11 protein-coding genes are annotated in these 15,338 nt (G+C 58.1%); 7 read left to right on the top strand and 4 right to left on the bottom strand.

Features of this window, described 5'->3' with window-relative positions; translation table 11 throughout:
* From VFE46_02895 to VFE46_02905, 3 genes are all read left to right on the top strand, one after another.
* Positions 1 to 260 (top strand): DUF190 domain-containing protein (locus tag VFE46_02895; GenBank protein ID HZZ26931.1); only part of this gene is annotated, 260 nt, incomplete at its 5' end.
* Positions 261 to 363: 103 nt separating this feature from the next.
* The gene (locus VFE46_02900; GenBank protein HZZ26932.1) at positions 364 to 2,253 is read left to right on the top strand and encodes a hypothetical protein; all 1,890 of its coding nucleotides are present in this window, start codon (positions 364 to 366) and stop codon (positions 2,251 to 2,253) included.
* Positions 2,254 to 2,311: 58 nt separating this feature from the next.
* Entirely contained in the window at positions 2,312 to 5,959 is a 3,648-nt protein-coding gene (locus VFE46_02905) for a DUF5107 domain-containing protein (protein ID HZZ26933.1), read from the top strand.
* Between the two features lie 66 nt (positions 5,960 to 6,025).
* Here VFE46_02905 and VFE46_02910 read toward each other — a convergent pair whose 3' ends face one another.
* Positions 6,026 to 8,128 (bottom strand): hypothetical protein, encoded by a 2,103-nt coding sequence (locus tag VFE46_02910; GenBank protein ID HZZ26934.1) that lies wholly within the window; start codon positions 8,126 to 8,128, stop codon positions 6,026 to 6,028.
* A gap of 110 nt (positions 8,129 to 8,238) precedes the next feature.
* A complete protein-coding gene (locus tag VFE46_02915; protein ID HZZ26935.1) occupies positions 8,239 to 8,451 on the bottom strand; it encodes a hypothetical protein in 213 nt (70 codons plus the stop codon).
* Positions 8,452 to 8,894: 443 nt separating this feature from the next.
* Here VFE46_02915 and xdh point away from each other — a divergent pair, with 443 nt between their 5' ends.
* The 4 genes from xdh to VFE46_02935 all read left to right on the top strand — a co-directional run bounded on the left by xdh (position 8,895) and on the right by VFE46_02935 (position 14,429).
* Positions 8,895 to 11,576, top strand: a complete 2,682-nt coding sequence (xdh, locus tag VFE46_02920) for a selenium-dependent xanthine dehydrogenase (GenBank protein HZZ26936.1) — start codon at positions 8,895 to 8,897, stop codon at positions 11,574 to 11,576.
* Between the two features lie 35 nt (positions 11,577 to 11,611).
* Positions 11,612 to 12,562, top strand: a complete 951-nt coding sequence (gene arcC / locus VFE46_02925; GenBank protein ID HZZ26937.1) for a carbamate kinase — start codon at positions 11,612 to 11,614, stop codon at positions 12,560 to 12,562.
* Positions 12,563 to 12,601: 39 nt separating this feature from the next.
* The gene (locus tag VFE46_02930) at positions 12,602 to 13,996 is read left to right on the top strand and encodes a YgeY family selenium metabolism-linked hydrolase (protein ID HZZ26938.1); all 1,395 of its coding nucleotides are present in this window, start codon (positions 12,602 to 12,604) and stop codon (positions 13,994 to 13,996) included.
* A 109-nt stretch (positions 13,997 to 14,105) separates the two neighbouring features.
* Complete coding sequence (locus VFE46_02935; protein ID HZZ26939.1) at positions 14,106 to 14,429, top strand: phosphoribosylaminoimidazole carboxylase; 324 nt, start codon at positions 14,106 to 14,108, stop codon at positions 14,427 to 14,429.
* Between the two features lie 91 nt (positions 14,430 to 14,520).
* On the opposite strand, the gene VFE46_02940 is transcribed toward VFE46_02935, so the two are convergent.
* Entirely contained in the window at positions 14,521 to 14,889 is a 369-nt protein-coding gene (locus VFE46_02940; GenBank protein HZZ26940.1) for a DUF5615 family PIN-like protein, read from the bottom strand.
* On the bottom strand, positions 14,886 to 15,119 hold the full coding sequence (locus VFE46_02945; GenBank protein HZZ26941.1) for a DUF433 domain-containing protein: 234 nt from the start codon (positions 15,117 to 15,119) through the stop codon (positions 14,886 to 14,888). Before VFE46_02945 ends, VFE46_02940 begins: the two co-directional genes overlap by 4 nt.
* Between the last annotated feature and the right edge of the window lie 219 nt (positions 15,120 to 15,338).

Below are 15,338 nucleotides of genomic sequence, written 5' to 3' on the forward strand. Positions count from 1 at the left end.
AGGCCATTGTCATGAAAGCCCGCGAAATTCACATGGCCGGGGCCACTGTGCTGCGGGGTCCGATGGGCTTTGGAGCGAAAAGCCATCTGCACACCGCCAAAATTTTGCGGCTTTCGGAAGACTTGCCACTGGTAATTGAGATGGTCGATGGCAAAGATAAGATCGACGAGTTCATGCCGTTTGTCGACGAAATGGTGCAGGAAGGCCTGGTCACGCTGGAACGCGTGCAGGTCATCCAGTATCGGGCGGCAGCGCAATGACGAACGACTGAAATTCGCCTGACCGGCGCTCGGGCCAAGGCCGATCGGGCATCGATGTGCTGCTAAATCGATCGATTTCTTTATCTTTCCGCGGGGAGGGTCCATGAAGTGGTCTGTCTTGCTTTCCCGTTGTGCCGTAGCTGGCTTGGTGTTCAGCGCCTGTTTTTCTGCCGCTGCGTTGGCCGATTCGCACACGGCCAAATTCGAAGGCAAGTCGGCGGAAACGCACTGGCCGCTGGCCGATTTGAATTCTGAATTGCCCGCCGACTGGAGCGACTACAAGTTTTTAACCTTGGAATTCAAATCGTCGACGGCCCAGCGCTTCGAGGTGAACCTTGTTACGGCCCACGGAACACGCAAGGTGCGCATTCAACCGTTTCAAGGCGCGTGGATTAGGGCTGCACTGCCGCTCACCTATTTTGAAGCGCGCGACACGCACGGCTCCGATTTGGCCTCGCTGGGAAACAAAGCCCGCTCCGCGTATTGGATCAATCTGACCGGCCAACTGGGTCCGCTGACCGAAGTGCAAGCCATTGGACTGGCGATGGAAAATCCGATCGGCTCGCCGACCATCGAAATTCGCTCCGTGAAGTTAGATAAGGAATCGCCCGGCGACGCCGTGCTGGAGCCCAAGCCGCTGGTCGACGAATTCGGACAATGGATTTTGGACGATTGGCCGGGCAAAGCGCATTCGCTGGAGGAACTGAAAGCCGCGTGGGCAAAAGAGGCGGACACTCAAGGAGAGCATGCGGCTTTTGGATATTCTCGCTACGGCGGATACGCCAGCACGAACGCCAAAGCCACCGGCTTTTTTCACGTAGAACAAATTGACGACCGCTGGTGGTTTGTCGATCCCGAAGGACATTTGTTCTTTTCCACCGGTTGCGATGTCATGGTTCCCTGGTCGGGCACGCGCACCACCGATCGTGATGGCGTGTTCGCCGCACTGCCGCCGGCTGAGTTAAAGCCCCCCTCATATCGGGGCAATCAAGGCGGCACGGTTTCGTTTTACACCTGGAATTTGCAGCGGCGATTCGGCGATAACTGGCAAAGGAAATGGGCCGATTTCACGCTGGACCGCATGGATCATTGGGGACTGAACACGGTGGCCAATTGGTCGGCTCCCGAGTTAGGCCAGGCGCAGCGGAAGCCGTATATCGTCATGCTTCGCAACTTAGGCATTCAAGGCGGTTATCTCGGCTTGCCCGACGTTTATGCCGATGGGTTTGCTGCGAAAATGAATTCCACCGTGGCCGAGCAGTGCGTGCCGCACAAAGAAGATGCCTGGCTGCTGGGCTATTTCATTGCCAACGAGCCGCCGTGGCCTGGGCGGGAAGCGGAAATTGTCATCGCCATTTTGAGCGGCCCTGAGGCCCCCATCCAGAAAAAGGCCAAAGAATTTTTGGCCGACGGCGACACCGCGCAGCGGCGGAAAGAATTTGTGAATCAGGCGATCGACGTGTTCATCCAAACGGCCAATGCCGCACTCAAGCAGGCCGACTCGAACCATTTGAATCTTGGCTTGCGATTCGGCTCGACGCCGTCGGAAGCCATGTTGCGCGCCTCGCGCGATTTTGACGTCTTCAGCATGAACAGTTACGGCACGCAGGTGAGCCGCGCGCGGGTCGATGCCGCCTACAAAATTACAGGCAAGCCGGTGCTGATTGGCGAATTTCATTTCGGCACGCCGGGGCGAGGCATGGCGGCGGGCCTGGTGCAGTGCAAAAATCAGGAGGAGCGTGGCGTGGCGTACCGCTATTACGTGGAAAATGCGGCCGCCCAGCCGGCGATTATCGGCACGCATTGGTTCCAGTGGACCGACGAGCCCAACACCGGCCGCTTCGACGGCGAGAATTACAACATCGGCCTGATCGACGTGACCGACCAGCCATACGCGGAATTGATTTCCGCCATGCAAGCCACTCACGCCCGATTGCTGGATGTGCACTCGGGAAAAGAAAAGCCGGTCGACCGCAAAGCGCTAGCGCAGTGACGTGGTTAGGGGTGAGTGGTGAGGAGTGATTGGTGCGAACCAATTTAGGGAGCCGTTCATGACCTGTATCCATTGTCGTTGGGGGCTGACGCTGGCAGTTTTCACTGCCTGCTTGGCATTCAACTCCGCGGTTCATGCTGATTCTGCACCGGCACAGCCGCAGGCCGATTCCGTGCGGGCGTGGGCGGAAGATGTGGTCATTCCCACTTATGCCGCGGGCGAGCCGGAGCCGAACCCGATGTTTTACTTCGGCCGCAATTCGCAGGGCGCGCAAGGCCGGGTGTATCCGTATCCGCTGTACGATTCGCTCACCAACGTGAAGGCCGACAAAACCTATCACGAAGTGTTTTTGGAAAACCAGTACGTGCGGATCGGCATTTTGCCGGAAATTGGCGGGCGGCTGTTTGAAGCGGTCGATAAAAGCAACCACTACGATTTCATTTATCATCAGCACGTGATCAAGCCGGCACTCATCGGGCTAATCGGCGCCTGGATTTCCGGCGGCATCGAGTGGAACATTCCGCACCATCATCGGGCCACCACGTTTTTGCCCGTGCAGTCGAAAATGGTCGACAACGCTGACGGCAGCAAAACCATTTGGGTGGGCGAGCTGGAAATTCGGCAGCGAATGAACTGGGCCGTGGGTTACACGCTGCACCCTGGCAAAAGCTACTTGGAATGCCAGGTGCGCATTATCAACGGCACGCCCGTAGCCAACAGCATGCTGTGCTTTGCGAACGTGGCCGTGCACGTGGATGATGATTACCAGGTGATTTTTCCGCCGTCGACGCAGTATGTTACTTTTCACGGCAAGCGCGATTTTACCACCTGGCCCATCGCCACCACGCGGTTTAACGGAGTCGATTTTACCCGGGGCGTGAATGTCAGTTGGTATAAAAACCACCAGAGCGCGAATTCCATGTTCGCCTGGAATTACACCGACGATTTTTTCGCCGGCTACGATCATGGCAAGCAGGCTGGCATTGTCAGCGTCGCAGACCATGAAGTTGTCCCCGGCAAAAAATTCTGGACCTGGGGGAACGGACCTCGCGGAAAAATGTGGGACAAAATTTTGACCGATGATGATGGACCGTACATCGAACTGATGGCCGGGGCGTATTCGGACAACCAGCCCGACTACAGTTGGCTCGCGCCGTACGAAACCAAAATGTTCCAGATGAACTGGTACCCGCTGCGCGACATTGGCGGAGTAAAAAAGGCGAATTTAGACGCGGCCGTGAATTTGGAAGTTACCGGCCATGACGCGACAACCGCCGTGGCCGCCTCCGCTTATAAAGCCGCGGCCGTTTCTCCTTATAAAGCCGCGACCGTTGGTCGCGCCGAACCGCCAACCGACACAATATCAACCGATGATCAGAGCCGCGCGCGTCAGCAAACGGCTGGAGCGCAGAATGGCGCGCGTCAGAAGACGCTAAAACTCGGCTTCTGCACCACCGCGGCGCATCCAGACGCAAAGGTTTTATTAACCGCCGGCGATAAAACGCTGCTGGAGGAAAAGATTTCGATCGATCCGACGAAACCGTTCGTTAAAGAAATTGCGATCCCGGCCGATATGGATGAGCACGATCTGCGAGCCTCGCTGTCGGCCGACAATCGAGAGCTGATCGCATACTCGCCGGTGCGCTTGCTGCCAACGGTCATGCCGGAGCCGGTGACGCCGCCGGGACCGTCCAAGAGTATCAAAACGGTGGAGGAGTTATATTTGGCCGGGCAGCGGATCGAGCAGTTCAATGCGCCGGGGCAGGAGCCGGAGCCGTACTGGGAGGAGGCGCTGGCGCGCGATCCGGGCGATTCGCAAACGAACATCGCGCTGGGCATCCGGCAATTGAAGCAGGCGAAATTTCCGGAGGCGGAGCAGCATTTTCGCACGGCACTGGCGCGGTTGACGAAAAATTACACCTCGCCCAAGAATGGCGAGCCCTTTTATTACCTGGGCGTGGCGCTGGTGGGACAAGAAAAGTACGACGAAGCCTACGATGCGTTTTCGAAGGCCACCTGGAGCCAGGCGTGGCGCGGGCCGGCATATTTTGGGGCCGCGCAAATCGATTGCCGGCGTGGAGATTTTGCTAAGGCCATGGACGACGTCAATCGTTCGCTGGATGCCAACGATTTGAACGTCCCGGCACTGGCGCTGAAATCCGCCGTGCTGCGGCATTTGGGCCGGCCGGAAGAAGCGCTGGCGGTTGTCGAAGATGGCCTGCACAAAATCGACCCGCTCGATGAACGCTTGATGACGGAACATTGGCTAGCGGCCACGCAAGCAATCAAAAATCTTCACGGGCCGGCAATGCACGATCAACTTGCACCCACGGCTGTAGTGTTCAACGATTTAAAAGCCGCTTTCCTCGAACATCCAGCGGCAGCGCTGGAGGCCGCTGTGGCGTATGGTGATGCAGGCTTGTGGGAAGACGGCGGTATTGCACTGGGCCTGCTTATCGCCACGGCGGACGATAAGCACCGTATTCCGCCGCTAACCTATTACTATGCTGCGCAATTTTGCCAGGCTGCTGGCAAAACCGATCTAGCTGAAGACAGTTGGAAGCAAGCTGCGAAGCTGTCGCCGGAGTACGCTTTTCCGTTTCAATGGGAAGCGATTGCGGCCTTGCGCAGCGCGATCAAAGCCAATCCCAACGACGCCCGGGCGCAGTATTATTTGGGCAATTTGCTGTTCGACTGGCAGCCGGACGAAGCGGTGAAGTTGTGGCAGCAATCGGAAAAATTGGATCCGTCATTCGCCATCGTGCATCGGAACTTGGCGGCGGCGTATACCCATCAAAAGTCCAAGCCGGACATGGAAAAAGCGATTGCGGAATTGGAACAGGCCGTGGCCTGCCAGAAAAAATATGCGTTGCACTTCACGGAATTGGACGAGTTGTACGCGGCCAAGGGCACACCGCCGGAAAAGCGGCTGGCGCTGCTTGTGCAAAATCACGAGGTTGTCGCCCAGCGCGATGATGCGTTGTCGCGCGAAATTGGCTTGCTCGTGTTTGCCGGCAAGTATGATGAGGCGATTCAGTTGATGACCGGCCGCGTGTTCTCCGTGTGGGAAGGAGGCACGCTGGACGTGGCCGAGCACTGGGTGAACGCCCATTTGCTGCGTGGCCGGCGCGAACTGGAGGCACAACATTGGCAAGCGGCCGTGGACGATTTTCAAGCGGCGAAGAACATTCCTAGCAATTTGCCCAACGACCGCGGCGCCGGCGGCAATCGTCAGGCCGAAATTGCCTACTGGACCGGCGTGGCTTACGATGGTCTGGGAAATGCCGATGCCGCTACGCAAGCGTGGCAAGCAGCGACGAATGCTACGGCAGCGCCGGCCGATTTTCGCCGCCGCGGCGAAGGACGAATTTCCGATCGGCAAGTGCAAATTTATTATCAAGCCTTGGCCAAACGAAAACTTGAGCAGGCGGCCGACGCGGACAAAATGCTTCACAACCTAATCGAAACCGCGCAAACGGCGCTGGATCACGGCGACGAGCAACCTGCCACAGCGGAAACATTCGGCCCACGCCTGTCGCCGCAAGCTCGGGCAGCTTTGGCACATACGATCGCGGGTTTGGGCCATTTGGGCTTGGGCGAAAAAGATTTGGCCCAGGCGGATTTTGAAAAAGCGCTGCAGGCCATGCCCGATTCACTACTGGCGCACACGGAATTGGCGGCGCTAAAAGAAAAAGCCGGGCAGTAATTCAGTTCACCCCTCACTCCAGCCCTCTCCCACAAGGGGAGAGGGAGAAGAATGTCGGACTCGTCGTCAACCAATTTCGCAATCGGCAGCCACGTTCACTTGGTTGATGTATCGCCGGTCTAGCACACCGCGCAGCAAATGCCGCAGCGTGTGATATACGCCCAGGTCGAGCCGGTGCTGGGCGGTTAAGGGCGTTAGCGCTTCGGCTTTGATCAGCGTGTGATCGGCGGCGTTGAAGGTGGCCCGCACCTGGCCGTCGCAGTATTCGTATTTATCGGGCTGGCGCCGCCAGAGTAATTCGTACTCGGCCCCTTTCATTCGGCCACGAATGCGGGCGGCGACACGATCTTGCTGCACAAAAAAACCATCGCGCGGGGCCGCCTGCCTCCAGGATAGCTCGCTGCCGTAAAAGGTGGGCTTTTTAATGTACGGTCCGCCATACTCGGGACAAAAGGTATCGCAGTTGCCGCACTCGTTGCAGAAATCGGAGTAGCAGGCGATTTGCATGGCCTCGGTGATCTCGAAATTTTTTGTCGAATCGATGGCCACCGCGCCCGTCGGCTCGATTAATAAATCGTGATAGTCGAACGCCACCACCGGCGTAGGGTAAGTGAAGTTGGCGGCGTTGGGACAGACCGGCAGGCACTTATCGCAGGTGATGCAATCGAACGTTTCCAATTGTGAATCGATGCGCGTGGGCACTTTGCGATTTTTTTCGGCCCGGTAGCGCACGTCGGCCCGGGCTTTGGCGGCGGCAATGGTGGTGTTGAGCAAGGAAGCCCAGGACACTAGAGAAGAGGTGAGCGGCTCAGCAGGTGATGGGGTGAGCGGGTGAGCAGGTGATCCGGTGATGGGGTGGAGAGGTGATGAAGTTAGCTGGCGGGCAGCGACTTGTTCTTCAGCGGCGGCCTTCTGACCGAAAGCGTTCAGAATGTAATCGTCGATATTCGTCGCGCCGACGGCTTGCATCGCTTTTTCCAGCGACTGTAAATACGTGGAAATGCGGCCGTAACCGCCGGTGCGCAGTAAATCGGTGCTGACGGTAACCGGCACAAAGCCGCAGGCCACGGCGTGGGAGAAATTGTGCTGATCGATGCCGGCGCTAAAACTGATTGGCACGTGCGGGCCCACGGCCTGGCGGAACACGTCGGTCAATGTCAGCGTGATCACGTAGAGCGGCTGGCCGGAAAGATACTGAATTTTATTGTCCGGCGTGAAAAACGTGCGGTGGTTGAGCACTTCCAGCGTGTTGCTAAATTTGCAACCGAATTGCCTGCCGCGGCTGTGGGCCAGGCGCGTGAGGCGGTCGACCAACTGCACTGCCTCGTCGAATTGCAGCCCGGAAGTGTAGGCGTTGGGATTGACCGTCAGTTCGGTGTAACCGAGTTCATCGTGCAAGAGGTGTTCCAATCGCGCTTTGCCGAGCATGGGCGGATTCATTTTGACGATTACATCCAGATCGCGCTCTCGGATCAAAAATTCGCAAATGCGCTCGATTTCGTCCGCCGGGCAGCCGTGAAATGTGGAAAGCGTCAGCGTGCCAGATAGCTGCGCCGGGTAATGCAGATCGCGGGCCAACGTGTACTCGGCAGGAATTTGGGAGCGAAGTTGCTCGATGACCCGGCTGGCGTCGCGCATGCCATCCAGAAAATCCTGCACCTTTTCGCTTTGAATGCCGGCCAGGTCGTAACCGACGCTGAGGTCTAAAATCGCTTCGCCCGCCGGGCCGTGCAAAGCGTCGCCGGCGAAGAGCGGATCGCGGCGGAACATTTCGATGAGCATGGCCCCGGCCACATATTCGCGCAGTGAGTTTTCCACCAGCAATTCCTGCGACCATTCGATGTTGTAGCCGATGTTGGTCACATCGATGCACGGCCGGCCAATGGTCAGCCGGTCGTTCACCTGCACCGTTTTCAACTCTAGAATGCGGGCTCCGGCCACATAGCTGAGCAAAATGTTTTGGGCCATCTGCGTGTGCGGCCCAGCGGCAGGCCCGGCCGGGTTCCCCGCGGAGCGGCCGTGGAACCGCACGGTGAAATCGCATTTGCTGTCAGGCTGTGGAATGTACCACCGCCGGCGCGGCAATGTGAACAGCGTGTCTTGCGCTGGCGGCTCCAAATACAGCCGATGCACAAGATCAGCAAACGGTGCTGGGATGAGTTCAGCCATGAGGACGGAAGTATGCGGTAGACGGTAGGCGGCAGCAGAAAGAAAATAGAGTGCTGGCAGCAGATTGCCGGCTACCGATTATAAGCGGCATGCCCTCGAGACGGGAACGACTAGAGGAGTTTAAACGGCGGGGCGCCCTGCCTTAGTAGCTCTGCTTTGACCCTAATCAACTCTACTTTCTTCTCTGCTACTTGTGTTGGATATTCTTCGACGCGGGCAACCATGCGGCGATGGTCTAACCACCACCCCGTGCATAGCGCCGCCAAAAGCGTCACGAGCATTAAATCTTCAATCGAAAATTTCAGCCTGCGAAGCCTGCTCATTCAAGTACTTTCCGGCCCGGGGGCATAGCCGTGGGAGTGATCACGCCGCTTGAATTTAGAGTTTAGGTCGTCAATTTGCTTTTGAAATTCACTAATCGATTTTTCATTCGCACTGACCCGAACCTGCAAAACCTTATGGTCAGCAGTCCAACCGAAAATGACCATGCAAATTAGTCCGGAAAACAGCGCGCGTTTGGTGAAGTATTGAAGGACCATACCCAGAACCCCCTCTCAAGAGGAGAAGCAGGAAGATGAGGCTACCCCCTTTGGTAGGTATACTGCTGACAGGTCATCTCGGCAGTGTAATTGTAGCCGGGCATACACGACGAATACATCGCTCCTCGATCATGCTGCCTGCCAATCGCCGACGCCCTTTGGGTTGTTCGGTCTGCGCCAGAGTGCTAAAATTGGAGTGGGAAGCGGAGGGTTAACACAGGTGATGCATGTGCGCTAGCGTTGTCACGTCGGAACCATTGCCAAGCGCTAGCGAAACGGTCCAGTTCACTCTGAACGGCCAGCCGGTTCAAGCGGTAGTCGACGATCGCTCCTTACTGGCGGTGCTGCGCGAAGATTTCGGCTTCATCTCGCTGAAGAACGGTTGCGAGCCGCAAGCTTCCTGCGGATGTTGCACGCTGCTGATCGACGGCAAGCCGCGATTGTGTTGCACCATGAAGGCCGCACAGGTGGCCGGCAAAACGCTGGTTACGCTGGAAGGGTTGCCCGAGGAGCGGCGGCAGCAAATTGCCGAATCGTTTGCTTGCAGCGGCGGAGTGCAGTGCGGCTTTTGTATTCCCGGCATGGCCATGCGGGCCCACGCGCTGACGGAACAAAATCAGAATCCGACGCGGGAAGAAATTGCCCACGACTTGCGGGCCCACCTGTGCCGTTGCACGGGCTACGTGAAAATTGTCGACGCCGTGGAAGAGTTGGCCCGCGTCACCCGCGGCGAACCGGCGCGCGTGCCCGACACCAGCGGCCGAGTGGGCACGCCGCTAAAAAAATACAAATCGCACGATTTGGTGCTGGGCGATTTCCGCTACATCGACGATATTATCGTGCCCGGCCAACGGTACGCGGCCATGAAGTTCAGCGAACATCCGCGGGCGCTGGTCAAAGGCATTGATGCCTCGGCCGCGCTGGCCATGCAAGGGGTGGAGCGCGTGATCACGGCGGCCGACGTGCCGGGCAACCGCCATGTAGGCCTGATCATCAACGATTGGCCTATTCTCGTGGCCCTGGGCGAGGAAACTCGCTGCATGGGCGACATCATCGCCATGGTGGTGGCCGATAATCAATACACGGCCCGCAAAGCGGCAGAGCAAATTGTGGTCGATTACGAAGTGCGGGAGCCGATCACGTCGCCGGACGATGCCTTAAAGCCCGACGCCCCGCAAATTCATCCCAAGGGAAATTTGCTGTCGAAATCGGCCATTGTGCGCGGCAATTTGGAGGAAGCATTCGCCGGCTCGGCGCACGTCGTGGAAGATACATTCCAAACGCAGCGCATCGAGCACATGTTTTTGGAGCCGGAATCGTGCATCGCCATGCCTCAGGGAGGCGATGGCAATGGTCATCCGGTGGCTAAGGTGAAAGTGCTGTCGCAAGGACAAGGGATTTTTGACGACCAGCGGCAAATTGCTTCCATTTTGGGCTGGGAGCGCGATCGGGTTGACGTAGAGCTGGTGCAAAACGGCGGCGCGTTCGGCGGCAAGGAAGACATGAGCATTCAAGGGCAAACGGCGCTGGCCGCCGTTCTGTGCCGCAAGCCAGTGAAGTGCACGCTGACCCGAGACGAAAGCTTCCGCCTGCATCCGAAGCGACATCCCATTCGCACGCACATGAAAATGGGCTGTGATGCCCAGGGCCATCTCACCGGGATTCGAGTGCGGGCCATTGGCGACAAAGGCGCTTACGCCAGCGTCGGCGCCAAAGTGCTGGAACGGGCGGCCGGTCATGCTTGTGGGCCGTACCGCGTGCCGGCCATCGATATTGAAGCGCTGGCCGTGTACACGAACAATCCGCCCTGCGGGGCGATGCGCGGCTTCGGGGCCAATCAATCGGCGTTTGCTGTGGAGCAACTGCTCGATCGGCTGGCAAAAAAAGTCGGCATTGACGGCTGGGAAATTCGTTGGCGAAACATTTTGCAGCAGGGAGATCGCTTCGCCACGGGCCAAAAGCTCGACAAGCCTTTCGGCCTGAAAGAAACGCTGCTGGCAGTGAAAGATGCCTATCGCGGGGCCAAGTACGCCGGCATTGCCTGCGGCATTAAAAATTGCGGCATCGGCAACGGCATGCCCGATCCGGGCAAAGCCATGCTGCGCGTGGAACCCGATGGCAAAGTCAGCATTCGCACCGGCTATACCGAAATGGGCCAGGGGTTGTTTACGGTGACCATTCAAACCGCCGTCGAAGAAACAGGCCTGCCGCCGGAAACATTCACCGCGCTCACGGATACCGCTGTGAATTTAGATTGCGGTCAAACCACGGGCAGCCGCGGCACCATGCTCAGTTGCAACGCGGTGATCGAAGCCGCGAAAAAACTCAAGGCTGATCTCGAAAGCGGCAAAACTTTGCACGATTTAATCGGCCGCGAGTACCGGGGCGAATGGATCTGCAATTACACCCATAAGCTGGGCGCGCACGTGGACGAGCCCAGAACCCACCTCACGTACGGCTTTGCGACGCAGGTTGTCATTTTGGATGACGAAGGCAAAATTCAAAAAGTGATTGCCGCCCATGATGTCGGCAAAGTGATGAACCCCATTTTGTGCGCCGGGCAGATCGAAGGCTCGCTACACATGGGCTTGGGCTATGCCCTGACGGAAGATTTTGCGTGCGAAGGGGGGCACATTGTCACCGACACCATTAAATCGATCCGTGTGCTTAGGGCCCATCAAATGCCGGAAATGGAAGTCATTTTTGTCGAAACGCCCGATCCGGAATGCCCCTACGGGGCGCGCGGCGTGGGCGAATTGGGGCTGGTTCCGACCGCGCCGGCCGTGGCGGGCGCGCTGCGGGCATTTGACGGCGTGAATCGCACCGTGCTGCCGATGAAAGATTCGCCGGCAGCCAAAGCCATTTTGACGCCCGGCCCGCGCAAGCCGGCGGTGCGCGAGAAGTCGTAACTTTTACGAACGACCAGTCATAAGGAAATGGCGGCATGCTCATCGTGGTTGCCTTGGGGGGAAACGCAGTTAGTCCGCCCGGACAAGAAGGGAACATACCGCAGCAGTATGCCACCACTCGGGCCGCCATTCGTCCGCTGGCCGATTTAATGCTGGCCGGCCATCAACTGGTGATGACGCACGGCAACGGCCCGCAAGTAGGCAACGTGATGCGGCGAGTGGAAATTGCCGCCCGGCACCATGTGTATCCGCTGCCGCTAGATACCGTCGTGGCCGACACGCAGGCGGGCATGGGTTACATGATCTCGCAATGCTTGATGAACGAATTGACCTCGCGCGGCCACCCGCGGCTGTGCAGCACTATTATCACCACGGTGCGCGTTACGCGCGATGACGCCGCATTTTCCAAGCCAGCAAAGCCGGTGGGTCCGTTCATGCCGCGCGATCAAGCGGAAAAGCACATGAAAAATGACGGCTGGCTGATGATTGAAGATTCCGGCCGCGGCTGGCGGCGGGTGGTGGCTTCCCCCTTGCCTCGCGAAATTGTCGAAATGGACGTGATTCGCTCGCTGGTGTTGGCCGGGCAATCGATTGTCGCCTGCGGCGGCGGCGGAATTCCCGTCGTGCAAGGCGAAGATGGCCAGTTTGCCGGCGTGGAAGCCGTGATCGATAAAGATCGCACCACGGCCATGCTGGCCGTCGGCTTGCAGGCCGACATGCTGGCGTATTTGACGGGCGTGGACTATGTTCAACAGAACTTCGGCACCCCCAACACCCGACCCATCAAGCAAATGACCGTAACGGAAGCCAGGGCACTGCTCCAACAGGGGCAATTTCCAGAAGGCTCCATGGGGCCGAAGGTGGAAGGCGGTGTGGAGTTTTTGGAGCGCACGCCGCAAGCCACCTCGCAAGTGCTAATTACTTCCTGCGAGAAAATCAAGCAAGCCATGGCCGGCAAAATCGGCACGCGAATTGTGCGGAATTAAAATAAGTTCATTGGCAACAACTTTTGTGGAGAGAACACCGTGGATTATCCAGCCATTGCGGCCCAGGCCAAGCAGTACGAGCAGCCGATGGTCGACTTTTTGCGCGACATCGTGGCCATTCAATCGCTCAGCGGCAAGGAAAACAACGTCATCGAGCGCATTCGCCAGCAGGTGGAAATGCTGGGCGCTGCCGATAAAGTTTGGACCGATGGCCTGGGCAGCCTGTTGGTGCAGGTGGGCAGCGGGCCGCGGCTGATCGCCATTGACGCGCACATCGACACGGTTGACGTGGGCAACCGCGGCGAATGGAAGCACGATCCGTTCACGGGCAAGGTGGAAAAAGGCCTGGTCTGGGGACGCGGGGCGGGCGATCAAAAAGGGGCCGTGCCGGCCATGGTGTACGCCACGAAAATCATTAAAGACTTGAATTTGAAAAGCGACGAGTGGTCGCTGCTGCTCACGTTCACCGTGATGGAAGAAGATTGCGACGGGCTGTGCTGGCAGTACATTGTGCAAGAGGAAAAAATTCGGCCCGAGTGCGTGGTCGTCACCGACAGCACCAATTGCAAAGTGCTGCGCGGGCAGCGCGGACGGATGGAAATTGGCATTACCGTGCTGGGGCGCAGTTGCCACGGGTCGATGCCGGAAAAAGGCGATAACGCCGTGTACAAAGCGGCGAAAATCGTCGGCGAAATCGAAAAATTGCACAAGCGGCTGAAGAAAAACAAATTCCTGGGCAACGGCACGGTCACGGTTTCCTACATCGATTGCCAAACGCCCAGCCGCTGTGCCGTGCCGGGCGCGGCGTTCATTCAGCTCGATCGCCGGTTGACCGTGGGCGAAACGAAAGAACAGGCCTTGAAGGAAGTGCGCGACGCTTGCAAGCGCGCCGGCGTGGAAGCCAAAGTGGAACTGCTCAAATATGCTGAAAAAGCCTACACCGGCCTGACGTACCCCACGGATAAATACTTCCCCAGTTGGTGCGAGGAAGAAGATGCGCCGCAAGTACGGGCCGCCGTGGAAGCGCACAAAAGCTTGTTCGGCAAGCCGCCGGTGGTGGATCGCTGGACGTTCAGCACCAACGGCGTTTCCATCGCCGGCATGTTCGGTATTCCCTGTGTGGGCTTTGGTCCCGCGGCGGAAGATGTGGCCCACACCGTGAACGACAGCGTGCCAATTGAACATTTGGTGCGCTGCGCCGCCGTGTATGCGGCGTTTCCGGGACCGTACGTGAGCCTGCCGGCGAAAACCGCGAAGAGCGCGAAGAGTTCCAAAGCCGCCAAGAAGGGGCGCGCTGGCAAAGCGGCAATGAATGGCCGAGCCGCAATGAACGGCAAAGCGCACGGCAAAGGGAAAACTGCTAAAGCAACCGCGGGCAAGAGCACGGCGAAAAAATCTGCCCGCCGCAAAAAGCGCGTGCCAGCCATGGCGTGACCGATTCTTCCGATAAGGCGAGATCAATACTCCGCTCCCTTTTTGGGAGACATAGTTAAACTCCCTCGCCCCTTGTGGGAGAGGGTTGGGGTGAGGGGTAGGCCGATCGATGCCCGATATTGCAAACCTGTTGGCCGACATTCCGGCGAGCTTGCCGGAGGAATTGGTGCAAACGCTCCTGCGCGCGCCGGCAGTTCAAATTGTGCGTGTGGTGTCGCAGGGGCACGCTTCACCCGATGGCTTTTGGTACGACCAGGACGAGAACGAGTTCGTCGTGCTAATTTCCGGCGCCGCGCGGCTGATGTTCGAAGATCAGGCTGAACCGCTGGAAATGGTCGCCGGCTCCTGCGTCAACATTCCCGCTCACCGCCGCCACCGCATCGATTGGACCGACCCCGCACAGCCAACCGTGTGGCTGGGGGTGTTTTATTGAGAAGAAGTTCTGTTGGGCCTGTGTCACGCATGGAGTGCGTGACCTACTTGGCTTACGCCGTGGCAAAGACGGCGGTCTTACAGGAGAACATTCAGCCGCGAATCGGCAGTGAACGAACTCGAATTCGCTTTGCGGTGACTGAAACGACGGCGCCAGTGTCAAGATCTGCGCCAGCGGATGAAATGACTTGCGCGAGAATCGTCGCCAGTTGCTCCCCTTTCAATCCTTCGATTCGAATTCGGATGACCGACGGTGATTTGGCGAGTGATGCGGCCAACAGATGGTGAAAATCGGCATCCAAGGTCACCACAATCGCTTTATCTTGGCTGGCATGATCGAGAATTGCCGAGTCGGCGGCTGCGGCCATCCCGATTTGGCTAACGTGCTCTGCCGTAATGCCTGCCACAGCTAAATGTTTGACCGTTGAGCGCGGCAGACCTTGATCGAGGAGCAGCTTCATACCACCGGCCGCAGCTCGACCACCTTGTCGTCTAAATTGGCGGCGGCATATTCCAGGGCCTCCCGGATATCTTCATCTTCCAGCTCTGGATATTCGGCCCGCAGTTGCTGGCGGTCGGGGTACGTGGCCAGCGCTTCCAACACACGGCGCACGGTAAGCCGCAGGCCGCGAATGCAAGGTTGGCCGTTCATTATGGCCGGATCGGAAGTAATTCGGTCGAAGATAACCATTGTTGATTTGGCTCCGCAGGGCCTTTTTAAGTATAGCAGATCGGGTGCAATTCGGCAGAAGCGAGATTTGATCTGACGATCGCGGCTATTGACTGCCGGCCCTCCGGGCCTGCTGACTTTTCGCGATTGGCTGCGGGCGAACGCTACAGATCGGCAGTTGTACGAGGCGACGAAGCGCAAGCTCGCAGCGAAAGATTGGCCGGATATGAACGCCTATGC

The sequence above is a fragment of the Pirellulales bacterium genome (assembly GCA_035656635.1).
Taxonomy (GTDB): domain Bacteria; phylum Planctomycetota; class Planctomycetia; order Pirellulales; family JADZDJ01; genus DATJYL01.

Coding starts and splice junctions, on each gene's coding strand:
- VFE46_02935 (HZZ26939.1), top strand. CDS start 14,106: ATGCCCGATATTGCAAACCTGTTGGCCGACATTCCGGCGAGCTTGCCG.
- VFE46_02940 (HZZ26940.1), bottom strand. CDS start 14,889: ATGAAGCTGCTCCTCGATCAAGGTCTGCCGCGCTCAACGGTCAAACAT.
- VFE46_02910 (HZZ26934.1), bottom strand. CDS start 8,128: ATGGCTGAACTCATCCCAGCACCGTTTGCTGATCTTGTGCATCGGCTG.
- VFE46_02900 (HZZ26932.1), top strand. CDS start 364: ATGAAGTGGTCTGTCTTGCTTTCCCGTTGTGCCGTAGCTGGCTTGGTG.
- VFE46_02915 (HZZ26935.1), bottom strand. CDS start 8,451: ATGAGCAGGCTTCGCAGGCTGAAATTTTCGATTGAAGATTTAATGCTC.
- VFE46_02905 (HZZ26933.1), top strand. CDS start 2,312: ATGACCTGTATCCATTGTCGTTGGGGGCTGACGCTGGCAGTTTTCACT.
- VFE46_02945 (HZZ26941.1), bottom strand. CDS start 15,119: ATGGTTATCTTCGACCGAATTACTTCCGATCCGGCCATAATGAACGGC.
- xdh (HZZ26936.1), top strand. CDS start 8,895: ATGTGCGCTAGCGTTGTCACGTCGGAACCATTGCCAAGCGCTAGCGAA.
- arcC (HZZ26937.1), top strand. CDS start 11,612: ATGCTCATCGTGGTTGCCTTGGGGGGAAACGCAGTTAGTCCGCCCGGA.